Below are 21,099 nucleotides of genomic sequence, written 5' to 3' on the forward strand. Positions count from 1 at the left end.
AGGAGGAGTCGGGATGATCACCAGAGTGCGGCCGGTCGGGGTGCTGGTCGGCTACGCGGTCGAGGCCGTCGACGGTCCGGTGGGCACGGTCCACCGCGGCACGTACGACACCGGCCGTCTCGTCGTGACGTCCGGCGACGGCTGCGCGGCTGCCGGCGACGGATCCGCGGTGCAGATGACGGTGCCGGTCGACGCCGTGCAGCGCATCGACCACCGGCGGCGGACGGTCTACCTGGGTGTGAGCCGGGCGTCGGTGGCGGGCTGAGCGACCTCGACCCGGTCCCGGCCGGCGCGTTTCGCCGTGTACAGCGCGGCGTCGGCGCGGGCCACCAGCTCGTCCGAGGTCTCCACGCCGTTCCACTGGGCGAGGCCGGCGGAGAGCGTCTGCCCGAGCGGGGTCGCCGTCATGAGCCGTCGCAGCACCTGCAGCGCCTCGCCGGTGTCGGCGCCGGGCAGCAGCGCGATGAACTCCTCACCGCCGTAGCGGGCCAGGTGGTCGGTGCCGCGCAGCTGCTCGGACCAGGCCGCGGCGGCGGACTTCAGCAGCCGGTCGCCGGCCGGGTGGCCGTATTCGTCGTTGAAGCGCTTGAAGTGGTCGAGGTCGATCATGGCGACGGCCAGGCCGGCGCCGTCGCGGCGGGCCCGTTCGACGGCGGCGGGCAGCTCGGCGCCCCAGGCTCGGCGGTTGGGCAGGCCGGTGAGCTCGTCGGTGCGTGACAGCTCGCGGACCCGCGCGGTCTGCGCCTCCAGCTGCCGCAGCAGCTGCGCCATGCGGGCCACGACCAGCAGGAACAGCACGATCGAGCAGATCGCGATCGGCAGCGCGTCGGTGACCTCGCCGGCGGCGATCTGGCCGAGCAGCAGCAGCGGCGCCATCAGCGAGGCGAGGGTCAGCAGGACGAGCAGGCCGGGCCCGAGCTTCGGCGGCGCGCCGGCCGACTCGCCGATCTGGGCGGCGGAGCGGTGCAGGCCGGCGTAGCCGAACAGGACGTACGCGAGCAGGAACACCGCTCCGAGGAGCCGGTGCGCGGCGGGGCCGGGCTCCACGGCGACGGTGTTGAGCACGGCCCAGGTGACGTCCCCGGCCAGGAACAGGCACGCGGAGGCGCCGATCAGCCGGTACGCGGTGCTGCGGGCGCCGCCGCCGAGCAGGAGCCGGGCCAGCATCGCCAGCAGCAGCACGTCGCCGACGGGGTAGGCGACGCCGGCGAGGTGCGCGAGGGGCGACAGGCCGGCCTCCGTGATCGCCGGGCGGATCATGAAGACCCAGGCGAGCAGCCCGAGGCCGGTGGTGACGGTGGTGGCGTCGACGAGAGCGCCCCAGTCGTGGCCCTCGGACCGGCGGCGGATGAGCAGGACGAGGCCCGTGGCCAGGGCCGGGTACAGCGACAGGTAGCCGACGTCCGCCCAGCCCGGCGCCTCGTACTCGTCGTTGACGTGCAGGTTGTACGCCTCGATGAGGATCCCGGTCGCGTTGCCGCCGATCCCGGCCGCGAACGCCAGCCAGGCGGCCCGGCCGGTGCCGCGATGCCGCAGCGCGCCGGCCACGACGGCCGCGACGGCCAGGTATCCGGTCAGCACCTGCACCGCGACCTGCCACCAGCTGTCGTCGGGCACCAGGAACGACAGCGCGACGCAGGTCCCTGCGGCCACCAGGTACCCCCGCAGCATCATGTCACTTAGCGTAACCGGTGCATCACAGTAGCAGTGCGGCGGTGGCGAGTGCGGTCCCGGCCACCGCGACCACGGCCCCCGCGAGCAGGAACCGCACCGGCGGCACCCGCACGTCGCCGGCCCGGCACCGCTCCCACCACAGCAGCGTCGCCAGGGACGCCCACGGCGCCGCCAGCGGCCCGACGTTGACCCCGACGAGCAGCGCGAGCAGCTGCGTGCGGTGCCCGGCGCCGATGCCGCCCTCGCCGGCGATGTACGCCGGGAGGTTGTTGACGACGTTGGCCAGCCCCAGGCCGGTCGCCGAGGCCCGGAACGCCCCCGCCGCTCCCGCGCCGGTGCCGATGAGGTCGCCGGCGAACCGGTCGAGGCCGTGCGCGCCGAGCGTCTCGACGACCAGGAACATCCCGGTCACGAACACCAGCAGCCGCCACGGCAGCAGCCCCGGGCGCAGCGCCCCGCGGTCGCGCACCGCGAACACGCCGACGAGGACGGCCGCGGCCACCCCCGACGCCAGCCACAGCGGCACCTCGATCAGCACCCCGGCGACGAACACCAGGCACGCGCCCAGGGCGACCCGGAACAGGGTGAGGTCCCGCGGGCGGTGCGGCGCCGGCGGCGTGAAGTGCCGGGCGGTGCGGCGCCAGTACGCCACCCACAACACGATCGCCGTGACACTGATCGCCGCCAGTTGCGGCAGCCACATCCTCCCCGCGAACGCGACCGGCCCCAACCCGACGTGCCCGGCCGCGAGGAGGTTCGTCAGGTTGGACACCGGCAGCAGCAGGCTCGCCGTGTTGGCCAGCCACACCGTCGTCACGGCGAGGGGCAGCGGCGGCAGTTGCAGCCGCCGGGCCAGCGCCAGCATGACCGGGGTGAGCAGCACGGCGGTCGTGTCCAGGTTGAGGATCATCGTGGTCACGGACGCGAACGCCACGCAGACACCGAACAGCGCCACGGTCCGCCCGCGGGCGAGCACCGCCAGCCGGTCGGCGAGCACGTCGAAGACCTCGGCCCGCGCGGTCAGCTCGGCCAGGACGATCACCGCGCCGAGGAACGCCAGCAGCGGCGCGATCCGCTCGACGGTGGCCTCCGCCTCGGCGACCGGCAGCAGCCCGCCCGCGGCGGCCGCCCCACCGGCGAAGAACAACCCGATCCCGACCCAGTCCAGTACATGCAGCCGCCTCATCGCCGATGATCTTCGCACCGCCGGTCACCGCCCAGCACCTTCGACCTTGAGCCCCGCGCCGTTGTGTCCGGGAACATCGCCGTCTGACGCATGGCACGTCTCGGTCGTCGGGGCGGCCATTGCCGTCCTTTGATCACGGCCGCAAGATCGTCCGTCGAGCGCCGAACCGTGGCCGTCGGCAGGAGGGCTCCTGGGCGGGCCCCCACCTCGCCACCTTGCCGCTGCGCCGTGATCAACGCTGCGTGGTGGTCGTCCGCGCGGCCGCGGGGCGACTTCGATTTGTGCAGGGTGGTGTCGGTCGGTGGTTCCGGCCATGGTGGTGTCTCCGCATCGTGGGGAAGTCGTGGCCATCGATGACTGGACCGGGGAGTACCGCGCTCCGCGCGGTGATCTTCACCCCGCGCCGTTGATCGAAGGACGCCCGCGGTCGTCGGGGCGGCCATTGGTGTCCTTTGATCACGGCCGCAAGATCGTCCGCCGGGCGCCGAACCGCGCGCGGGCCGCCACTCCGCCACCTTGCCGCTGTGCTGTGATCAACGCCGTACGCCGGTCGCCCAGGGCGGCCGCGGGACGACTTCGATCAACCGCAAGATCCGCCCCGAGGGCTGCGGCACGGACTCAAGGGGGCGCATCGGGCATCGGCAGACGGCAGGGATGTGCCACGCATGGTGAGCTTGACCAATTGTCGGTCGAGCGAAGTTCCGTGATCACGGAGGCAGACGGGCTTTCGGTCAGGTTTGGCGGGCTGTGGTGTCCTCGGTGTCCGGTTCGGCCAGGGACGCGTTGGTCCAGCGCAGCGCGGCCAGCATGTCCTCGGCGAGGTCGGGGACGACGGCCACCGGGGCGTCGCGCTGATACGTGCGGACCTCGGTCAGCACGGCGCCGAGCCGGCCCCTGGCGTGCACGATCGCCTCGGCGACGTCCTCGGTGAGCGGCAGCTGGTCGGTGAGCTCGCTGGCGGGTCGGCCGAGCAGGTCGCCGATCGCGGACAGCAGGCCGACGGTGAACGCGGCCGGGCCGGACTCGCCGCGGCGCTCGGCGACCGTCTGGCACATGCGGGCGCGCACGACGGCGTCGGTGAGCTGGGCCTCGTCGCCGTCGGCGAGGTCGGCGACCATCATCAGCGTCGCCCACTGCCGGACCTGGGGGATGCCCAGCATCACGACGGCCTGGAAGATCGACGACACCGGCTGCGGCAGGCCGTTGGAGGCGGCGTTGACGCCGCGCAGGACGCGGACCGCGAGTGCCGGGTCGCGTTCGATGGTGTCCACGGCGCGTTCGAGGTTGACCTCGTCGGCGGCGAGCTCGGCGAGCAGGCGCATGCGGGCCAGCCGGGTCGGGCTCAGCGTGTGCGTGGTGATGAGGTGCGGACGGCTCAGCACGTGGCCCTGGAACAGCTGGAACTGCAGCTTGCGGGCCAGTTCCAGCAGTTCGTGGGTCTCGACGCGCTGGGCGACGAGCCGGATGCGGGGGTACCGGCGGCACTGCCCGGCGATGGCGCTGATCGCCGCACGGTCGCCGGCGAGCATGTTGACCTTGACGTAGTGGGCGTACGGCAGCAGCCTCGCCCGTGACGTGTCGCCGGCGAAGTCGTCCACGGCGACGCGGTGGCCCTGCTCGACGAGCCGGCCGACGCCGTCGAGGACCTCGTCGTCGACGGCGACGTCGGCCATGAGCTCCAGGCCGACCGAGCCCGGGGGGAACGGCAGCGGCAGCTGGCCGACGACGAACTCGCGGGTCAGGTTGATGAAGCAGCGGCGGTCGCCGACGAGCTCGGCGATGCCGAACGCGGTGAACGCCTCCACGATGACCCGGCTGGTCGCGGCGCTGTCCCGGACGGTGGCGTGCATCGCCTCCGGGCCGTCCCGGAACAGCAACTCGTAGGCGGCGACGTGGCCGTGCCGGTCGTAGAGCGCCTGCCGGCCGATGTGTACGGGTCGCGTGCTGTCCACGTTGGCCTATCGGCAGAGGACGCCGCCGGTGAAGGATCGGTTGCCACCGAGTTGCAGCTCGACCCGCACCAGCGGGCCGTCGAAGGTGAACGCCGCGTCGGCGAAGACGGCGCGGATCAGGCGCAGGACGGGACGGTTGCCCGCCAGGACGGAGGCTCCGGCGATCACGGTGTCGCGGAAGCCCCGGCGGTCACGATGTCGCGGGCCGCGAACGGGGGGCGATGATGTGGCCGGTATAGGCCACGGCGTCCAGGTACGCCCGCGCCGTCTCTTCCACTGGCAGCGGCGCCGCCAGCAGCATCGGCAGGTCGGAGGCCTCGTACGCGGTCACGAGCGACAGCAGCTCACCCAGTGGCCCGGCCCCCTCCACGAGGGCCTCGGTCGCCTCGTGGCTCAGCGACAGGCGCATCGCGAGCTCCGCGGCGCGCTGCCCGAGCAGCTCCGCGACGGCGGAGACGAGCCCGACGGTGAACGCCGGCTCCGGTGGCACGCCCATCCGCTCGGCGATGTTCTGGCACATGCGGGCCCGGGTGATCGCGCCGGACAGCTGCTGGGTACCGGGGTCGTCGAGGTCGCTGACCAGCATCAGCGTCGCCCAGTCCCGGAGCCGGTCGACGCCGAGGAGCAGGACCGCCTCGTGGACCGAGGACACCTTCACGGGCAGGCCGAGCGCGTCGGCGTTCGCGGCCGCCATCAGCCGCAGGCTCAGCGCCGGGTCGCTGGTGACGAGGCCGACGACCCGGTTCAGCGGGATGCCGGGGCCGACCAGGAGGCTGAGCAGCTCGACCCGCGCCAGGCGCGACGGTGACAGCGCGGTCGCGGAGACGACCTGCGGGCGGCCCAGCACGTACCCCTGGAACAGGTCGAACCCGAGCGCCCGGGTGTACTCCAGTTGTTCCGGTGTCTCCAGCCGCTCGGCGATCAGGGTGAGGTTGGGGTACTTGCGGCACCGCTCCACGGTCGCGACCAGCTCGTCCGGCGGCGTCTCCAGCACGTCGATCTTCACGTAGGTGGCCAGGTCGAGCAGCGGCTCGTGGCCCAGGCCGAACACGTAGTCGTCCAGCGCGATGCGGTACCCCTGCGCGACCAGCGCCGCGACCGACGCCACCACCACGTCGTCGATCGTGACGGTCTCGAGGATCTCCAGGACGACCTGCTCGTGGTCGAACGGCAGCGGCAGGTCCCCGACGAGGAACTCCCGGGTCAGGTTCACGAAGCAGAGCCCACGCCCGCACAGCGGCTCGATGCCGATCTCGGTGAAGGCGGTGATCAGGACGCGGCTGGTGGCGTACGCGCCGCGCTCGTCGGCCTCCACCGCGCCGGCGTCGCCTCGGAAGAGCAGTTCGTAGCCGTGAACGTCACCGTGCCGGTCGAAGATCGGCTGACGTCCGACGTGCACTGCGCCGGAAGGGGGGAACATACCGCACACATCGACTCCGGCGGCCCGACAATGACCCTTTGCCGCGGAAAAGCCGTGGAAAGCCGTGGAAAAGTTGTCAGGCGCCGGCCATCGCGTGGATCTTCCAGCCCAGGTCGGGGAAGCCGGCCGCGTCGGCGACCCGCGCGCTGGCCGTGTTGGCCGGGTCGTGCAGGTAGACGGCCACCGCACCGCCGGCCACGATCCGCCGGGCCGCCCGCGCGACGAGCCGCCGCGCCAGTCCCTGCCCGCGGGCCCGCTCGTCGGTGCCGACGGAGATCTCGATCCCCGACACGTCGTGCGGCTTCAGCCCGACCCCGGCGAGGTAGCCGCCGTCGGGGTCGCGGGCGATGAGCACGTCGCCGGGGAAGGGCCGTAACCAGTCCGGGATGCCCGGCCCGTCCGACGGCTCCCACGCCCCGGCATCCGGCAGCGCCGCCGGCGACTGCGACCACCGGAACACCCCGGTGAAGCAGACCTGCTCCGGTCGCTGCAGCAGCGCCGGCAGCCGCGCCGCCAGGACCTCGGCGGCGGCGACGGCGTCCAGGCCCGCGATCAGGGCGGCGACCGCGTCGCGTCGCGGCGCGGGGGGCACGGACAGCACCCCGCGGCCGTCCGCGTCGGTGACGCCGAGCGCCAGCTGCTCGGCGCCGTCCCAGCGGGGCTTGTCGCGGGCCGGGTGCCCGACGACGGTGATCCCCGCACCGGGTGGCGGCCACGCACCGAGCCAGACCTGCAGGAATCTCGTCAGCACCAACGCCTCCGCGGAAAGGATCGAGAGCCCGGCCAGTACCACATCCTAGGCTCTCGATCTTTCCGCAGAGGCCCCGTCAGCCGACGGTGAGCACCTCGAGCGAGTCCTGCGGCACCGCGGCGACCCCGGCGGCGAAGTTGCGCTGTACCTGCGCCGCCTCGGCGGAGCTGGGGTTCGCGTTGGTGCACGACACGGGTGCGCTGCTGCCCGACATGAGATCCGAGCACAGGCCGGTCCGGCGGTCCGGCAGGCCCAGGATGTGCCCGAACTCGTGGGTCGCGATCCGCAGCGGGTAGTAGCCGTCCACGACGGCCTCGCGCCCCATGTACCAGCGCCCGTTGCCGAGGCTGGTGGTGTACGTCCTGGGCCAGCCGTTGTCGGCGTAGACCCTGATGTTGGGTGTCCGGCCGGCGGTGACGGGCACCAGCCGGACGTTGCTGACCCGGCCGTTCCACACGGTGGTCGCCTGGTTGACCACCGCCACGAACTCCTGCGCCTGGCTCGCGTCGTAGTAGAGGGTACGGGTGGCCGCATGCGCGGGAGCCGCGCCGACCAACTGCACGCCGACCAGCGCCGCAAGGGCGAGCAGCACGGTGGCGAATCTGCGTCTGACCATGCCCCGAGGCTAGACTTGCATCGGCTAATGTCGATATATACCAGTCAGCTCATACCGGCGGCAGGGTGACCGCGATCTCGTCGCCGAGGGTGGCGCCGTGCTGCAGGTCCAGGTCGTCGCCGCTCCAGAACTTGCCGGGGTCGTACCAGTTGGCCCGGCGGCCGGTGGGCAGCAGGCCCATCTCCTCGTAGGTGACGGCCACCACCTCGGCGCAGTACGCCGTCTCCAGGGACGACTCGTTGCGCTTGCGGATGTTGGGCACGCGACCCTGGAACCAGCGGCCGGCCAGGCGGGCGGTGGACGGGAACGGGGTGCCGTCGAGGCGGGCGATCGTGCGCAGCACCGCCTCCTCCATCGCGGGGGAGACCTCATGGTGCAGCTGGCGCAGCCACGGGCGCTGACCGTACCGGCGACCCCAGACGAGGACGGCGTCGCGCAGGTTGTGCAGCTGTACCCCGCGCTGGTGCCCGCCGGTCCACATGTCGGGCAGGGACCTGCCCAGCTCCGCGTGCCACATCAGCGGCGGCAGGTCGTCGAGGACGACGGCCATCCCCACGTGGTTGACGGGGCTGTTGGTCAGCGTCTGGATCGCCCGGTCGGCCTTGGACCGGCCGCGGAACACCCAGAGGTCGCCCGTCCGGGTCATGTTGACGGCGTCGTCGAGATCGATAGCTCCCTGCACGACCAGTACCCTAAAGGCCCATGAAGGCGAAGTGGTGGAAGGTCCTCGGCCTGGCCGGTGTCGTGGGTGTCGCGGCGACCGGGGTGGTGGTCGCGCGGGCGGAGCGCCGCCGCCGCGCCTACACGCCGGAGGAGATCCGCGCGAAGCTGCAGGAGCGGCACGCCGCGGTCGCACAGGGCGGGACGAGTCGCGGGTCACGTACCAGTGACACCTGAGGTCACTTAGGGTAGGTGGGGTGCAGTCATTGACTTCCCAGAGCGTCCCCGTGCGGGTCCTGTTCCTCGAAAACATCCACCCTGTCGCGGTCGAGCGGATGCGGTCCGAGGGATACGTGGTCGAGACCCTCGGGCGTGCGCTCGACGAGGACGAGCTGATCGCCAGGCTCGACGGGGTCCACCTGCTGGGCATCCGGTCCAAGACGCAGGTGAGCGCCGCGGCCCTGGCCGCCGCGCCGCACCTGCGGGCGATCGGCGCGTTCTGCATCGGCACCGACCAGATCGACCTGCGCGCCGCGGCCGAGTCCGGGATCGCGGTGTTCAACGCGCCGTTCTCCAACACCCGCAGCGTCGTCGAGCTCGCCGTCGCGGAGATCATCGCGCTGACGCGGCGGCTGACGGAGAAGAACACCGGCATGCACGCGGGGGTCTGGGACAAGGATGCCGAGGGCAGCCACGAGGTGCGGGGCCGCTCGATCGGCATCGTCGGCTACGGCAACATCGGCACGCAGCTGTCGGTCCTCGCCGAGAACCTCGGGCTCAAGGTGTACTTCTACGACACCGCCGACAAGCTCGCCCTGGGCAACGCGTCCCGGTGTGACTCGCTCGACGAGCTGCTGGAGAAGTCCGACATCGTCACCCTGCACGTCGACGGGCGGCCGGGCAACAGCGGGTTCTTCGGCGAGGAGCAGTTCGGCCGGATGCGCCCGCGCAGCATCTTCCTCAACCTCAGCCGCGGCTTCGTCATCGACCACGAGGCGCTGCGCAAGTATCTGGAGAACGGCCACCTGGCCGGCGCCGCGGTCGACGTGTTCCCGAAGGAGCCGAAGGCGAAGGGCGACGAGTTCACCTCCGCCCTGCGCGGCCTGCCCAACGTCATCCTCACCCCGCACATCGGCGGGTCGACCGAGGAGGCGCAGTCCGACATCGGCTCGTTCGTGGCGGAGAAGCTGCACAAGTACGTGCAGGAGGGCTCCACCACGCTGAGTGTCAACCTGCCGTCGCTCAACCTGCAGCAGGCCCCCGAGACGCACCGCATCGCCCTGCTGCACCACAACGTGCCGGGCGTGCTCGCCGACGTCAACAGCATCCTCGCCGGCCACAAGGTCAACGTGGAGGGCCAGATCCTGGCGACCCGCGGCGAGCTCGGCTACCTGCTCACCGACATCGCGATCGACTACCCGGCGGAGATCCTCGCGCAGCTGTCCAACATGGCGACGACCGTCCAGCTGCGGGTGCTGTCGTAGCGTTCAGGGCCGGGTGAGGCGGGCGACCGCGCCGATCTCCAGGGCGGTCCACACGCTGCCGTCGGCGGCGACGGCGATGCCGTGCGGCTCGGCGCCCGGGACCGGCAGGTCGTGCAGGGTGATCGCGCCGGCCGGGGTGATGTGGCCGACGCGGTTGCCGGCCCATTCGGTGAACCAGCAGCCGCCCGCCGGGTCCGCCGTGATCGCGTGCGGGCGGCCGGCCCGGTCCGGCAGCGGAAACTCGGTGACGGTGCCGTCGGGGGTGATCCGGCCGACCTGACCCGCGTTGATCTCCACGAACCAGACCGCGCCGTCGGTGCCGGTGGTGACGCCGACCGGGCCGGCGGCCGGCGTCGGCAGCGGAAACGTGGTGACGGCGCCGTCCGGGGTGATCCTCGCGACGGCGCCGGCCTGGTTGAGGGTGCACCACAGCGCGCCGTCGGCGCCGGTGGTCAGCATCGCCGGCGCCGAGCCCTCCGGCAGCGGCACCACGGTCGCGGAGCCGTCCGGTCCCAGCCGTCCGACCTGGTCCGGCCGCATCGAGGTGTACCAGACGTGCTCGCCCGCGGCGATGCCGTACGTGCCCTGCGTGTCCGGCACCGGCGACAGCGACACGGCACCGGCGGTGGTGACGCGGCCGACGGCGCCGGCGCGCAGCAGCGTGAACCACAGCGCGCCGCCGGGGCCGGCGGTGATCAGCGCCGGGCCGTCGCCGGGGACGTCGAAGCGGGTCGCCGTGCCGTCCGGCGCGATGCGGGCCACGGCGCCGGCCTGGTTGAGGGTGCACCACAGCGCGCCGTCCGGGCCGGTCGTCATGCCGTACGGCCCGTCGCCGGAATCGGCGATCGTGAACACGTCCATGGTGATCCAGCCTACGCCGGGCGGGTTGCCCGGCCGCGGGTCATTTGTGCCGGCGGGCCGCGTGACAGCCCGGAACGGAAGGGAAGTGAGAAACCTTCCTAATTGAAGGTCGTCATAGTGGGTCTGACCTCGAAATTGCCGGGTACCCGGCCGTTTCCGGTTGGTTAAAAAGACGTTCGGGATTGAAGTGCATCGCAGGCAACCGCTACGGTGCATTCCGGACTCGGAGCGCCGGATTGTCATCACGGGGGACACTGTGCGGCAGCAAACGGAAAGGCACGCGGTTGCTGTCTGACCGCAGGCGCCGGGAGCCGCTCGCCGACGACTTCTTCCGCCTCTGCCACGACGACCGCAGTGGCACCCTCCGGCTCTCCGACGACGCCACCAGGGTCGGCCTGGCCTCGGCGCTGATCGGCGAGCTGGGCTGGGCGGGCATCCTCACCGTCGAGGACGGCCTGCTGCTGGTGCGCAGCGGGTCGACGCCCGGCGACTCGGTCGCGCACGCGGTCCTGGACGACATCCGTGGTGAGCGCACGCCCCGCGACGTGCGGACCTGGCTGACCTATCTGTCGATGGAGGCCTATGAACGGGTCGCCCGCCGGATGGTCGCCGCCAATCACGTCATCCCCCAGGAAGGCCGCCGGCTGCTGCGCCGCTTCACCTTCTACATGCCGACCGACACCAACGACTACGTTTGGCCGCGGGTGCGGCTCGGGACGGCACTGGCGCAGCGCAGACCGGTCGACCAGACCGACGTGCATCTCCTTGGCATCGCCGATGCCACCGGCCTGCTGACGAGCATTCTGGACGGCGGGGGCCAGGCGGCACACGCGTACTTCGAACACCTCATGCAGCAATCGCACGCGGACGTGCAGACCCTGATCCAGGAGACCAGGGTCGTGATCGGCAACAAGGTGATGAACGGACGGTAAAGCAGCACCCCCTCACTTCCCCGGAGGACGTCATGCCTGCCACCACCGCGCCGCCGGTGTCGCGGTGCTCGCGTACAACTTCATGCAGATCGGCCTGTACGGCGGGTTCGGCCCGGTGCTCAGCGGCCTGCTCAAGACCCAGTGGAACATCGACCTGGACTGGTGGGCCTGCGCCCTCATCGCCTGGGCCGTGATCGGCGTGCTGGGCGTGCTGAGCATCGAGTTCAGCGGCATCGTGCTCGGTGTGCTGCTCGGCGCCGAGGTCATCATCGCGCTGATCTTCTCCGTCGTGGAGCTCGCGCCGGCGAGGTGGCCGAGGCGCCGCAGTGGCGGCGGTTCATCGCCCCCGCGATCGGTGCGGTGCTGCTGGCGGTGCTGCTGGCGGTGCTGCTGGCGGCGGTGCTGGTCGTGACCGTGCTCGAGTTCGACACGCTGCTCGGTGTCAAGCCCACCGACCTGGCGCGGTACCTGTTCCCCGGTCTGTTCCTCCTCGCCGCCATCATCGGCGCGGCGTGGGCGGCGTTCCTGCGCACGGGCAACCCGACCACGTACCGCGGCATCGGCCAGGGCGTCAGCGCCGCGCTGCTGCCGGCCCAGCCCGACGACGCCGCGCACCGCGCCGGTCCCCGATGACGTCGATCTCCACCGCCCCGGCGCTGCGCCGCGCCGGGGCGGGCGACGCCGCGGCGGTGGCGGCCGTGCTCGCCGCCGCGCTCGACGACACCGAGATCGCCCACTGGCTGGTGCCGGAGCACGCCGAGCGGGCCGAGGTGTACCGGCGCTACTTCGACCTCGTCGCGCCGTGGTTCGTCGAGCACGGCACGGTGTACCGGGCGAGCTCCTCCTTGGCCTTGTCCGGCTGCGGCTTGCCGCTCTTCGTCTGGAACGGGTCGAGCGCCGGGTCGTGCCCGGGGATGCCCGGCGGCAGCATTGCGCCGGCGATGTCGCCGCCCGCGTCCGGCCCGCCGCGGGCGGTCTGCACGGCGGTCTTGTCCACCGCGTACTGCACGGCCCGCCGGCAGTGCACGTCGTCGAACGGGGGCACGGCGGTGCTCATGGCCGCGTACTGGACGAACCCGGTCGTCGGCTCGTCGGCGCGGGCCTTGAGCGCCGCGTCGAGCAGGATCTTCGGCTGCGTGGCGGCCTGCACGCCGCCCTGCCCGGCGTCGGCGTCGAGGTCGCCGTCCAGCAGCTGCCGGTCGATCTCGTCGGGGGCGGTGCCGATGATGAGCTCGATACGGTCCGGCAGCGCCCGGCGCACCGCGTCGGTGGCGCGGTCCCATTCCTCGTTGCGGACGAGGACGGCCTCCTTGCCCGGGTCGATCGTCTCGAACCGGTACGGGCCCGAGGAGACCGGTTTGTCGCCGTACTTCGCGCCGGGGTCCTCGGCCGCCGGCACGGGGGCGGCGACCCCCATCGCGAGCAGGTACGGGAAGTCCGCGAACGGCTCGGCCAGCCGGAACGTGATCGTCCTGTCGTCCGGCGTGGAGATGCTCTTCAGGCCGGTGCTGTCGGCGTACGGGCCGGGGTAGTGCTGCCCCTGGTCGAGCCGGTCGATGAGGTACGTCGGCCCGCCGCCCAGTTCCTCCTGCGCGAAGAGCCGCTGGATGCCGTGCCGGATGTCCTTCGACGTGATCGGCGAGCCGTCCTCGAAGCGGACCCCGTCGCGCAGCGTGAACGTGTACGTCAGCCCGTCGGCGGAGATCTCGGGCGCGGCGGCGGCGAGGTCCGGGACCAGCTTCAGCCCGTCGGCGCCCGGTTTCGCGTCCGGGGTGAGCAGCGTGCGCGTGTAGAGCCGCTGGAGGTTGTACGCCGCCGTCAGGTAGGAGCGGGTCGGGTCCCACGAGTCGACGTCGTGCGCGCTGGCGAGCTTCAGCGTCCCGCCGGTCGCCGCCGACGGGTTGACCACCTCGGTGAGCCCGGCGTTGAACCCGCCGCCTGCGGTGCCCTCGCCACCCTCCTCGTCCTTCTTGGCGCACGCGCCGGCGGCGAGGGCGAGGCTCAGGACCAGCAGACAGCGAGTGATCTTCACTTAACGCAGCGTAACCCGCCGCGGTTGCGGCCCAGGCGTTTAGTGCGCGATCAGGACCGCGGCCAGGGCCAGGGCGCCGGGGAGCGCCTGGACGAGCAGGATCCGGCGGCTCGCGGTGGCGGCGCCGTACAGGCCGGCGACGATCACGCACACCAGGAAGAACACGCGCACGGCGAAGCCCACCGGATCCTCGGCGATCATGCCGTAGACCAGTCCGGCGGCCAGGAAGCCGTTGTAGAGGCCCTGGTTGGCGGCGAGGGCCTTGCTGGCCTCGGCGAACTCGGCGGTCGTGCCGAACGCTGCCCGGGTCCGCGGCGCGGTCCACAGGAACATCTCCAGCACCAGGAAGTAGGCGTGCAGCGCGGCGACGAGACCGACCAGAACCAGCGCGACGATGTTCACGCCGACACCCTAGCGGTCAGCTCGTCTGGACCCTCACGACGACCTGCGAGTCGGTGACCTTCTGCACGGTGATGTCGAAGCCCTCGGCCTGCGTGGTGCCGTCCACCGGGACACTCACGGTGGTGCCGCCGATGTCGATCTTCACCACGCCGTTCTCGACGCCGACGAGCTTGACGTCGACGCCCAGCACGCTGGACTCGGCCTCCACTCCGCGGTCGAACGTGACGGTGCACGCGTTGGTGCTGCACTCCACGTTGTCGGAGCTGCACGCGGTCAGCGCGCCCATCCCGATGACCAGGGCGGCGGCGACCGTGGCGAGGCGGCGGGTCAAGGTCGTCATGACATGGGAGTGTATCCGGCCCCCGCTCGTACCGATGAGTTCGGCCTTCGCCACCCGTACACCCTCCGGAAGCGAATCACGATGGAGGTGGACGAGATGTCGCAGGATGATGCCGCGCGGGCCGCGGTCACGGCGGAGCGCACCGAACTGGCGGAGGTCTTCGCTGGGTTGCGCCCGCAGCAATGGGACCAGCCGTCGCTGTGCGCCGGGTGGCGGGTGCGCGAGGTGCTCGCGCACACGACGATGCCGTTCCGGATGGGCGCCGGCGGGTTCGTGTGGGAGATGCTGCGCTCCGGCGGCCGGTTCGGCCGGATGGCGGACCGGGTCGCCCGCCGCGACGCCGCCCGGATGCCGGCCGAGGCCCTGGTGCGCTGCCTGCGGGACAACGTCGCGCACCCGTGGTCACCGCCCGGCGGCGGGCCCGTCGGGGCGCTGTCGCACGAGGTCATCCACGGGCTGGACAGCACGGTCGCGCTCGGCCTGGACCGGCGGGTGCCCACCGACCGGCTGCTGCTCGTCCTGGACGCGATGCGGCCGCGCACCGTCGGGTACTTCGGTGCCGACCTCGCCGGCGTGCAGCTGTGCGCGACCGACCTGGACTGGACCTGGGGGACCGGTGACCCGCTGCGGGGCCTCGCCCAGGACCTGCTGCTCGTGGTCTGCGGCCGGCGGCTGCCCGCCGGTCATCTGGAGGGCGGGCCGTCGGCCAGGTTCACCGCCGGCTGATCCTCACATATTGTCGTCGACCGTTCGCCGGATGGTGACCGCCGCGGGTGATTCATAGACTCCAGTGAAAGGGAGTGTGGGCCCGTGGACCTCTTCGACACCGCACTGCGCATCGACGCGCCGGGCCCTTCCGGGGTGCCGGTCGTCAACAACCTCAAGCTGATCCGCGACTCCGCCCGGTTCCTGCTGGGCAGGGTCGGGCCGTTCGAGCAGCCCGTCGTGCCGGCCACCGCCGGCAACGGATCCGTCGTCGTGGTCCGCGGCCGCGAGGGCGTGAAGCAGGTGTTCACCGACAACGTCGCGTTCCACCGCGCCGACGGGCTGTTCGACCTGCCGCCCGGCCGGCCGTGGTCGGGCATGTTCGACGCGGTCATCACTGCCAACGGCGCCGAGCACACCCGGCGCCGCAAGCTGCTGATGCCGGCCGTGCACCGCACCGCGATGACGCACTACCAGGCGGTGTTCGCCGACACGTTCGAACGGTCCCGGTTCGCGGCCCTGGACGGCGAGCCGTTCGACCTCAAACGGGAGTGCCTGCGCATCTCCAAGGCCAACCTGATGCGCTGCCTGCTCGGCCTCGACGACGCCGACGGGCTCGGCGCGTTCGCCGACCAGATCGTCACCCTCGGCGCCGACGCCGCCGACCCGCGGGTGCTGCTGTTCAAGCGGGACCTGCCGTGGTCGCCGTACGGGCGGTGGCTGCGCCGCGTGGCCGGCGCCTACGACAGGCTCGCCGCCCTGATCGCGCAGCGGCGGGCCGGCGAGCCGCGCCCCGACGCGCTGTCGATCCTGTGCCACGCCGTCGACGAGGACGGCGACCGGCTCAGCACCGAGGAGATCGCCGGCGAGCTGCACGGGTTCTTCGCCGCCGGGTTCGAGACGACCGCGATGACGATGAGCCTCGCCCTCATCACGCTGCTCGGCAGCCCCGACCCGGACGCCGCCCCACCCGATCCGTCCACTGTGGAGGAACTCGAGGCGGCGCTGAAGGAGTCGCAGCGGCTGCTGCCGGCGGTGCCGATCACCCTGCCCCGCCGGGTCACCACGACGGTGGAGATCGCGGGCTCGCCGCCGGTACCGAAGGGAGCGCTGCTGTTCATGGCACCGCTGCTGGAGCACCGCGACCCGCTCGTGTACCCCGAGCCGCAGGTGTTCCGCCCGCGGCGCTGGCGCGCGGGGGCGCCCGGCCCCAGGCAGTACGAGTTCATCCCGTTCGGGCTCGGTCCCCGCCGCTGCCTGGGCGCGGAGTTCGCGGACCTGCAGGTGCGCACCACCCTGTCGCTGATGCTGGAGCGCGGCCTGCCGGGGCTGGCCACGTCCCGCGTCGACTACGGGATGGTCAACGGCGTCACCGCCGGCCCGCGGCGCCCCGTCCCCGTCCGGGCGCACGCTCCGAAGTGGACGGTCCTCACCGGGTCCGTCACGGCTGTGTGGAAGCCGGCATGACGAGCCGGAGGCCGACGAAGTCGCGGCCGAGCGGGCCTTCCCGGGGCTCGCCGAACGGCTGCCAGCCGCGCCGCAGGTAGAACGCCTTGGCCCGCTCGTTGCCGTCCCACACCTCCAGGTGCCCCTCGGTGACGCCGGCGGCGCGCCAGACGTCGACACCCGCGTCGTGCAGGGCGCCACCGATGCCGCGCTGCCAGTACGCCGGGCCGACGTAGAGGCCGACGAGCCGGGCCGGCGGGCCGAGCGACAGGAACCCGGCGGGGTGGCCCTCCTCGCCGTCCACGCACAGCACGGTGCGGCCGGGCGCCGCGACGCTGTCGGCATACGCCTCCCGCAGCTGCTGCGTGTCGTCGCGGATCGGCAGGTCGCCGTAGTACGTGCGGCGGGCCACCTGATGGATCGCCACGAGGATGTCGACGTCGGCTGCCCGTGCCCGGCGGATCTCCATCCGGGCGACGATGCCACATCGTGGGTTTGACCGCTGCCCGGCCCGGAAACCTGTGCTGTATGGCCAACACCGACAGATACGGCGTCCCACGCGTCGACGACACCGTCGACGACGAGACCATCCGCGACGAGGCGGACCGCATCGCGGTCCCCGACTTCGACTACATCGGGCAGCCCGTCGACGCGATCGTCGACGGCCTCACCGGGCACAGCCACGACGAGGACGAGGACAGCGAGGACACCACCGTGGAGTGAGTCCTACCCGCGGGGGGTCCTGATCAGCAGGGTGGCGACGACCTCGTCGGGGCCGACGGTGCCGTAGACGTGCGGCACGTCGGCGCCCCACGCGATGTGCTCGCCCGGCCCGGCGACCAGCGGCGCGGCGGCGGGGCCGGCCCGCAGCACCCCCTCCGACACGGTCACGTGCTCGGTGACGCCGGGCGCGTGCGGCGGCGAGTGCTGCACGACGCCCGCCCGCACCCGCATGCGCAGCAGCTCGAACGTCACTCCCGGCTCGTCGAACACCTCCAGCAGCGTCGCCGTCACCGCCGACCCGCGGACGGGTTCGCCGTGCTGCTCCCGTACCAGCGCTGTCAGCGGTACCCCCAGCGCGCCGGCCACCGCGTACAACGTCTCGAGCGTCGGGTTCCTGGTGCCGTGCTCCAGGCCCGACAGCGTGGCCTTGCCGATCCCGGCCGCCCGCGCCAGCTCCGACAGCGACATGCCGCGCGCGGCCCGCAACTCCCGCAGCCGGTCCCCGAGACTTGTCCCGCGCTCCTCCACGTGGCTATGGTGTCACCTGGTTCCAGCGTTCCGTATACGGAACGCCTTTTCCGGGAGGGGTCCGATGCGTCGCTTCGACACGGCCCAGCCGATCCTGGCCGGGCTCGTCAGCGCGGTCGTCGGCTACGCGAGCTCGTTCACCGTCGTGCTCGCCGGCCTGCGCGCGGTCGGCGCCACCCCGGCGCAGGCCGCGTCCGGGCTGCTCGCGCTGTGCACCGGCATCTGCGTCAGCGCCGTGTTCCTCGCGGTGCGGCACCGGATGCCGATCAGCATCGCCTGGTCGACCCCGGGCGCGGCGCTGCTCGTCGCCACCGGCCACGTGCAGGGCGGCTGGCCCGCCGCCGTCGGCGCGTTCCTCGTCTGTGCCGCGCTCATCGTCGTCGCGGGGCTGTCGCCGTGGCTCGCCCGCGCCATCGCCGCCATCCCGCGCCCCATCGCCGGCGCCATGCTCGCCGGCGTCATCCTCAGCCTGTGCACCGCCCCGGTCCGCGCCGTCGTCGACGTGCCGGAGCTCGCCGTGCCGGTCGTGCTCACCTGGGTGCTGCTCACCCGCTTCGCCCGCCAGTGGGCCGTCCCCGGAGCGCTGCTGGCCGCCATCGCCGCGATCGTCGTGCGCGGCGTCCACCTCACCGGCGTCTCCGTCGCCCCCACGGCCGTGTTCACCGTGCCGGCGTTCAACCTGCCGGCGCTGGTCAGCATCGCCGTGCCCCTCTTCCTCGTCACCATGGCCGCGCAGAACGTCCCCGGCATGGCCGTCATGGCCACCTACGGCTACACCCCGCCGCTGCGCGGCGTCCTGGTCACCACCGGCCTGGCAAGCGCGGTCGCCGCCCCGTTCGGCGGCCACGCCCTGAACCTCGCCGCGATCACCGCCGCACTCACCGCCGGCCCCGACACCCACCCCGACCCGCGCCGGCGCTGGGTGGCCACGGCCGCCCTCGGCGCCGGCCAGCTCACCCTCGGCCTCGGCGCCGGCCTGGCGATGGCCCTGGTCCTGCTATCCCCGCCGGTCCTGGTCGTCGCCGTCGCCGGCCTGGCCCTGCTGTCGGCGCTCGGCGCGTCGCTGGCAAGCGCGGTCACCGAACCCTCCGGCCGGGAGGCCGCCGTGGTGACGTTCGTGGTCACGGCGTCGGGCATGACGATCCTGAACATCGGCTCCGCGTTCTGGGGCCTGGTGGCCGGCGGCCTGACCGCCCTGCTGCTGCACCGCCGTGCCACGCCCGCCTCAGCGGACCCTCCAGGACCGGAGCTTCTCCGGGTTGCGGACCGCCCAGATGCGTCTGATCCGGTCGCCGGCGATCTCGAACGCGAAGACGGTCGCGAGGGCGCCGTCCTGCCACGCTGACAGGCCGGGCAGGCCGTTGACCGTGCACTCCAGGAACGTCGTGCGGTCGCCCGACACCCGCGCGATCTCGGCGTAGGCATGCGCGATCCGCTCACCGCCCACGATCGGGTGCAGGTGGGTGACGGCCAGCCCGCCGCCGTCGGCGGTCGCGGTGGCGTCGGGATCGAGCAGGCCGACCAGGGCGTCGATGTCCCTGGCCGCCCACGCCGTCCTGAACCGCCTGACGACGGCGGCCTGCCCGGCGCTCGGGCCCGCCGGGGCCTGCGCGGTGCGGATGCGGCGGCGGGCCGACGAGGCCAGCTGCCGGCACGCCGCCGGGGTGCGGCCGACGATCTCGGCGACCTCGCCGAACGGGTAGCGGAAGACGTCGTGCAGCACAAACGCGACCCGCTCCGCCGGGGTCATCGCATCCAGGACGACCAGGAAGGCCATCGTCACCGACTCGTCGAGGGTGACCCGGTCGGCCGGGTCGGCCCCGGCGCTCCACTGCCCGGGCTCGGGCAGCGGCTCCGGGATCCAGTCGCCCACGTACGTCTCCCGCCTTGCCCGCGCCGAGCCGAGCAGGTTCAGGCAGATGCGGCTGGCGACCGTCATCAGCCAGGCCCCGGGCGACTCGATGGCCTGCTGCTCCCGCGCGGTCATGGCGTACCAGCGGGCGTAGGTCTCCTGCACGACGTCCTCGGCGTCGGCCAGGGACCCGAGGAGCCGGTAGCCGAGGTTCATCAGCTGCCGCCGCTCGCTCATGATCGTGCTGAGGCCGGGTCCGGCACCGGTGGTCATGATCTGGCCGCCTCCCTCGTTCGCCGCGCTGCCGCCACCCCGTACGACAAGACAGCGCGGCGAAATGTGAGGCCTGACATTTCGCAGGGCTGCGGTGTCGTACCCGGTGCAGACGACAACGAGGAGAATCCCATGAACGACTTCCAGGCCGTGGCGGACCGCGTCGAGATCGAGGCGCTGCGCGGCGAGTTCACCGACGCGGCGATGATGCGCGACCGGCCCCGCCTGGCGGCGCTGTTCACCCCGGACGGTGCCCTGCGCATGCCCAACATCCCGGTCGAGCTGGTCGGCCGCGAGGCGATCCTGGCCGGCGGCGAGCGGCTGCAGCGCCAATGGGACTTCTTCGTGCAGAACACCCACCCGGGCACGATCGTGCTCGACGGCGACACCGCGACCGGCCGCGCCTACATGCAGGAGCTCGCGCGCACCCTCGACGGGCGCCAGGGCCTGAACTACGCGGTCTACCACGACCGGTACCAGCGCACTGGGGAGGGCTGGCGGTTCGCCGAGCGGGTGTACGAGGTCAGGTACCTCGACACGTCCCCGCTGGCGGGCTCGGCGCCGGCTTCCACGACCGCCTCGGCTGCGGCCGCTTCCTTCGCCGACCCGGCGCCGGCGGAACGGCTGGAGCGGGCGGCGGCCGCGCTGCGGGCCAACGGCTTCGCCGCCGAGATCGTCGAGGACGCCGCGGCCGCCCGCGCCCGCGTCAAGGACCTGGTCCCCGCGGGCGCCAGCGTGTTCACCGGCGCCAGCGAGACCCTCCGGCTGTCCGGCATCGACGAGGACATCAACGCCGGCGGCCGGTACGACGCCATCAGGCCGCGCGTCCTGGCCATCGACCGGGCCACCGGCGCCGACGAGATCCGGCGGCTGGCCGCCACCCCGGACTTCGTCGTCAACAGCGTCGCCGCGGTCACCGAGACCGGCTCGCTCGTCCTCGCCTCGGGCACCGGCAGCCAACTGCCCGCCAACGCCGGCGGCGCCGCCCACGCGGTCTGGATCGTCGGCGCGCAGAAGGTGGTGCCCGACCTGAGCACGGCGCTGCGCCGCGTCGAGGAGCACGCGCTGCCGCTGGAGAACGCCCGTGCCCAGGCCGTGTACGGCTCGCCCAGCGCCGTCAACCGCCTGCTCATCCTCAACGCCGACCCCCGCCCGGGACGCGGCACCGTGCTGCTGCTGCGCGAGGCCATCGGCTACTGACAGCGCGGAAACCGGTGGTGTGCCGCGCGGGCGGGCTGCTATCAAGGTCCGGTGAGCGCCAC

26 protein-coding genes are annotated in these 21,099 nt (G+C 72.7%); 11 read left to right on the forward strand and 15 right to left on the reverse strand.

Annotated features, from left to right (window positions below):
• Positions 1-13 precede the first annotated feature (13 nt).
• Positions 14-265 (forward strand): hypothetical protein, encoded by a 252-nt coding sequence (locus tag OHA72_RS29500; protein ID WP_327011040.1) that lies wholly within the window; start codon positions 14-16, stop codon positions 263-265.
• Here the strand turns inward: OHA72_RS29500 and OHA72_RS29505 are convergent.
• The 8 genes from OHA72_RS29505 to OHA72_RS29540 form a co-directional block, all read right to left on the reverse strand.
• Entirely contained in the window at positions 229-1,674 is a 1,446-nt protein-coding gene (locus tag OHA72_RS29505; protein WP_327011041.1) for a GGDEF domain-containing protein, read from the reverse strand. The two genes, OHA72_RS29500 and OHA72_RS29505, sit on opposite strands and share 37 nt — an antisense overlap.
• A 22-nt stretch (positions 1,675-1,696) precedes the next feature.
• The gene (locus OHA72_RS29510; RefSeq protein ID WP_327011042.1) at positions 1,697-2,860 is read right to left on the reverse strand and encodes an ArsB/NhaD family transporter; all 1,164 of its coding nucleotides are present in this window, start codon (positions 2,858-2,860) and stop codon (positions 1,697-1,699) included.
• A gap of 731 nt (positions 2,861-3,591) precedes the next feature.
• Positions 3,592-4,812 (reverse strand): EAL and HDOD domain-containing protein, encoded by a 1,221-nt coding sequence (locus OHA72_RS29515; protein WP_327011043.1) that lies wholly within the window; start codon positions 4,810-4,812, stop codon positions 3,592-3,594.
• 6 nt (positions 4,813-4,818) lie between these two features.
• Positions 4,819-4,980: a hypothetical protein gene (locus OHA72_RS29520; RefSeq protein WP_327011044.1), complete on the reverse strand. Its 162-nt coding sequence runs from the start codon at positions 4,978-4,980 to the stop codon at positions 4,819-4,821.
• A 22-nt stretch (positions 4,981-5,002) separates the two neighbouring features.
• The gene (locus OHA72_RS29525; protein WP_327011045.1) at positions 5,003-6,232 is read right to left on the reverse strand and encodes an EAL and HDOD domain-containing protein; all 1,230 of its coding nucleotides are present in this window, start codon (positions 6,230-6,232) and stop codon (positions 5,003-5,005) included.
• Positions 6,233-6,308: 76 nt separating this feature from the next.
• Positions 6,309-6,983: a GNAT family N-acetyltransferase gene (locus OHA72_RS29530; protein ID WP_327011046.1), complete on the reverse strand. Its 675-nt coding sequence runs from the start codon at positions 6,981-6,983 to the stop codon at positions 6,309-6,311.
• 76 nt (positions 6,984-7,059) lie between these two features.
• Positions 7,060-7,599, reverse strand: coding sequence for a snapalysin family zinc-dependent metalloprotease (locus OHA72_RS29535; protein WP_327011047.1), 540 nt, complete (start codon positions 7,597-7,599; stop codon positions 7,060-7,062).
• A 49-nt stretch (positions 7,600-7,648) separates the two neighbouring features.
• Positions 7,649-8,245 (reverse strand): hypothetical protein, encoded by a 597-nt coding sequence (locus tag OHA72_RS29540; RefSeq protein ID WP_327011696.1) that lies wholly within the window; start codon positions 8,243-8,245, stop codon positions 7,649-7,651.
• A gap of 56 nt (positions 8,246-8,301) precedes the next feature.
• Here OHA72_RS29540 and OHA72_RS29545 point away from each other — a divergent pair, with 56 nt between their 5' ends.
• Both OHA72_RS29545 and serA read left to right on the forward strand, forming a co-directional pair.
• Positions 8,302-8,496: a hypothetical protein gene (locus OHA72_RS29545; RefSeq protein ID WP_327011048.1), complete on the forward strand. Its 195-nt coding sequence runs from the start codon at positions 8,302-8,304 to the stop codon at positions 8,494-8,496.
• 20 nt (positions 8,497-8,516) lie between these two features.
• Positions 8,517-9,743 (forward strand): phosphoglycerate dehydrogenase, encoded by a 1,227-nt coding sequence (gene serA / locus OHA72_RS29550; protein WP_327011049.1) that lies wholly within the window; start codon positions 8,517-8,519, stop codon positions 9,741-9,743.
• A gap of 3 nt (positions 9,744-9,746) precedes the next feature.
• Here the strand turns inward: serA and OHA72_RS29555 are convergent, their stop codons facing one another.
• The gene (locus OHA72_RS29555) at positions 9,747-10,604 is read right to left on the reverse strand and encodes a Vgb family protein (RefSeq protein WP_327011050.1); all 858 of its coding nucleotides are present in this window, start codon (positions 10,602-10,604) and stop codon (positions 9,747-9,749) included.
• 284 nt (positions 10,605-10,888) lie between these two features.
• Between OHA72_RS29555 and OHA72_RS29560 the strand changes: the two genes are divergently transcribed.
• The 3 genes from OHA72_RS29560 to OHA72_RS29570 all read left to right on the forward strand — a co-directional run bounded on the left by OHA72_RS29560 (position 10,889) and on the right by OHA72_RS29570 (position 12,169).
• Positions 10,889-11,536 carry a GOLPH3/VPS74 family protein gene (locus tag OHA72_RS29560; protein WP_327011051.1) on the forward strand — a complete coding sequence of 216 codons (648 nt, stop codon included), beginning with the start codon at positions 10,889-10,891 and terminating at the stop codon, positions 11,534-11,536.
• Positions 11,537-11,600: 64 nt separating this feature from the next.
• A complete protein-coding gene (locus OHA72_RS29565; RefSeq protein WP_327011052.1) occupies positions 11,601-11,948 on the forward strand; it encodes a hypothetical protein in 348 nt (115 codons plus the stop codon).
• Complete coding sequence (locus OHA72_RS29570; RefSeq protein ID WP_327011053.1) at positions 11,897-12,169, forward strand: hypothetical protein; 273 nt, start codon at positions 11,897-11,899, stop codon at positions 12,167-12,169. Before OHA72_RS29565 ends, OHA72_RS29570 begins: the two co-directional genes overlap by 52 nt.
• Positions 12,170-12,317: 148 nt before the next feature.
• Here OHA72_RS29570 and OHA72_RS29575 read toward each other — a convergent pair whose 3' ends face one another.
• From OHA72_RS29575 to OHA72_RS29585, 3 genes are read right to left on the reverse strand one after another with little or no spacing between them, the layout of a single operon-like run.
• The gene (locus OHA72_RS29575; protein WP_327011054.1) at positions 12,318-13,568 is read right to left on the reverse strand and encodes an ABC transporter substrate-binding protein; all 1,251 of its coding nucleotides are present in this window, start codon (positions 13,566-13,568) and stop codon (positions 12,318-12,320) included.
• Positions 13,569-13,607: 39 nt separating this feature from the next.
• Positions 13,608-13,970, reverse strand: coding sequence for a DUF1304 domain-containing protein (locus OHA72_RS29580; protein ID WP_327011055.1), 363 nt, complete (start codon positions 13,968-13,970; stop codon positions 13,608-13,610).
• 16 nt (positions 13,971-13,986) lie between these two features.
• Positions 13,987-14,310, reverse strand: a complete 324-nt coding sequence (locus OHA72_RS29585; protein ID WP_327011056.1) for a hypothetical protein — start codon at positions 14,308-14,310, stop codon at positions 13,987-13,989.
• A gap of 96 nt (positions 14,311-14,406) precedes the next feature.
• On the opposite strand from OHA72_RS29585, the gene OHA72_RS29590 reads away from it, so the two are divergent.
• The gene (locus OHA72_RS29590; RefSeq protein ID WP_327011057.1) at positions 14,407-15,036 is read left to right on the forward strand and encodes a maleylpyruvate isomerase family mycothiol-dependent enzyme; all 630 of its coding nucleotides are present in this window, start codon (positions 14,407-14,409) and stop codon (positions 15,034-15,036) included.
• An 84-nt stretch (positions 15,037-15,120) separates the two neighbouring features.
• The gene (locus OHA72_RS29595) at positions 15,121-16,482 is read left to right on the forward strand and encodes a cytochrome P450 (protein WP_327011058.1); all 1,362 of its coding nucleotides are present in this window, start codon (positions 15,121-15,123) and stop codon (positions 16,480-16,482) included.
• Here the strand turns inward: OHA72_RS29595 and OHA72_RS29600 are convergent.
• On the reverse strand, positions 16,457-16,930 hold the full coding sequence (locus OHA72_RS29600) for a GNAT family N-acetyltransferase (protein WP_327011059.1): 474 nt from the start codon (positions 16,928-16,930) through the stop codon (positions 16,457-16,459). The two genes, OHA72_RS29595 and OHA72_RS29600, sit on opposite strands and share 26 nt — an antisense overlap.
• A 59-nt stretch (positions 16,931-16,989) precedes the next feature.
• Here OHA72_RS29600 and OHA72_RS29605 point away from each other — a divergent pair, with 59 nt between their 5' ends.
• Positions 16,990-17,184 (forward strand): hypothetical protein, encoded by a 195-nt coding sequence (locus OHA72_RS29605; RefSeq protein WP_327011060.1) that lies wholly within the window; start codon positions 16,990-16,992, stop codon positions 17,182-17,184.
• Positions 17,185-17,187: 3 nt separating this feature from the next.
• On the opposite strand, the gene OHA72_RS29610 is transcribed toward OHA72_RS29605, so the two are convergent.
• Entirely contained in the window at positions 17,188-17,712 is a 525-nt protein-coding gene (locus tag OHA72_RS29610; RefSeq protein WP_327011061.1) for a helix-turn-helix domain-containing protein, read from the reverse strand.
• Positions 17,713-17,776: 64 nt separating this feature from the next.
• Between OHA72_RS29610 and OHA72_RS29615 the strand changes: the two genes are divergently transcribed.
• Positions 17,777-19,057 carry a benzoate/H(+) symporter BenE family transporter gene (locus OHA72_RS29615; protein ID WP_327011062.1) on the forward strand — a complete coding sequence of 427 codons (1,281 nt, stop codon included), beginning with the start codon at positions 17,777-17,779 and terminating at the stop codon, positions 19,055-19,057.
• On the opposite strand, the gene sigJ is transcribed toward OHA72_RS29615, so the two are convergent.
• Positions 18,938-19,837: an RNA polymerase sigma factor SigJ gene (gene sigJ, locus OHA72_RS29620; RefSeq protein ID WP_327011063.1), complete on the reverse strand. Its 900-nt coding sequence runs from the start codon at positions 19,835-19,837 to the stop codon at positions 18,938-18,940. The two genes, OHA72_RS29615 and sigJ, sit on opposite strands and share 120 nt — an antisense overlap.
• A 132-nt stretch (positions 19,838-19,969) precedes the next feature.
• Here sigJ and OHA72_RS29625 point away from each other — a divergent pair, with 132 nt between their 5' ends.
• The gene (locus OHA72_RS29625; protein WP_327011064.1) at positions 19,970-21,037 is read left to right on the forward strand and encodes an LUD domain-containing protein; all 1,068 of its coding nucleotides are present in this window, start codon (positions 19,970-19,972) and stop codon (positions 21,035-21,037) included.
• Positions 21,038-21,099: the final 62 nt, after the last annotated feature.

The sequence above is a fragment of the Dactylosporangium sp. NBC_01737 genome (genome assembly GCF_035963215.1).
In the GTDB taxonomy this organism is placed as follows: domain Bacteria; phylum Actinomycetota; class Actinomycetes; order Mycobacteriales; family Micromonosporaceae; genus Dactylosporangium.

What these genes read in the sequence shown, in the direction of transcription:
- OHA72_RS29500 (WP_327011040.1), top strand. Translation starts at nt 14, where the DNA reads ATGATCACCAGAGTGCGGCCGGTCGGGGTGCTGGTCGGCTACGCGGTC.
- OHA72_RS29505 (WP_327011041.1), bottom strand. Translation starts at nt 1,674, where the DNA reads ATGATGCTGCGGGGGTACCTGGTGGCCGCAGGGACCTGCGTCGCGCTG.
- OHA72_RS29510 (WP_327011042.1), bottom strand. Translation starts at nt 2,860, where the DNA reads ATGAGGCGGCTGCATGTACTGGACTGGGTCGGGATCGGGTTGTTCTTC.
- OHA72_RS29525 (WP_327011045.1), bottom strand. Translation starts at nt 6,232, where the DNA reads ATGTTCCCCCCTTCCGGCGCAGTGCACGTCGGACGTCAGCCGATCTTC.
- OHA72_RS29535 (WP_327011047.1), bottom strand. Translation starts at nt 7,599, where the DNA reads ATGGTCAGACGCAGATTCGCCACCGTGCTGCTCGCCCTTGCGGCGCTG.
- OHA72_RS29540 (WP_327011696.1), bottom strand. Translation starts at nt 8,245, where the DNA reads ATGACCCGGACGGGCGACCTCTGGGTGTTCCGCGGCCGGTCCAAGGCC.
- OHA72_RS29545 (WP_327011048.1), top strand. Translation starts at nt 8,302, where the DNA reads ATGAAGGCGAAGTGGTGGAAGGTCCTCGGCCTGGCCGGTGTCGTGGGT.
- OHA72_RS29555 (WP_327011050.1), bottom strand. Translation starts at nt 10,604, where the DNA reads ATGGACGTGTTCACGATCGCCGATTCCGGCGACGGGCCGTACGGCATG.
- OHA72_RS29585 (WP_327011056.1), bottom strand. Translation starts at nt 14,310, where the DNA reads ATGACGACCTTGACCCGCCGCCTCGCCACGGTCGCCGCCGCCCTGGTC.
- OHA72_RS29590 (WP_327011057.1), top strand. Translation starts at nt 14,407, where the DNA reads ATGTCGCAGGATGATGCCGCGCGGGCCGCGGTCACGGCGGAGCGCACC.
- OHA72_RS29600 (WP_327011059.1), bottom strand. Translation starts at nt 16,930, where the DNA reads ATGGAGATCCGCCGGGCACGGGCAGCCGACGTCGACATCCTCGTGGCG.
- OHA72_RS29605 (WP_327011060.1), top strand. Translation starts at nt 16,990, where the DNA reads ATGGCCAACACCGACAGATACGGCGTCCCACGCGTCGACGACACCGTC.
- OHA72_RS29615 (WP_327011062.1), top strand. Translation starts at nt 17,777, where the DNA reads ATGCGTCGCTTCGACACGGCCCAGCCGATCCTGGCCGGGCTCGTCAGC.
- sigJ (WP_327011063.1), bottom strand. Translation starts at nt 19,837, where the DNA reads ATGACCACCGGTGCCGGACCCGGCCTCAGCACGATCATGAGCGAGCGG.
- OHA72_RS29625 (WP_327011064.1), top strand. Translation starts at nt 19,970, where the DNA reads ATGAACGACTTCCAGGCCGTGGCGGACCGCGTCGAGATCGAGGCGCTG.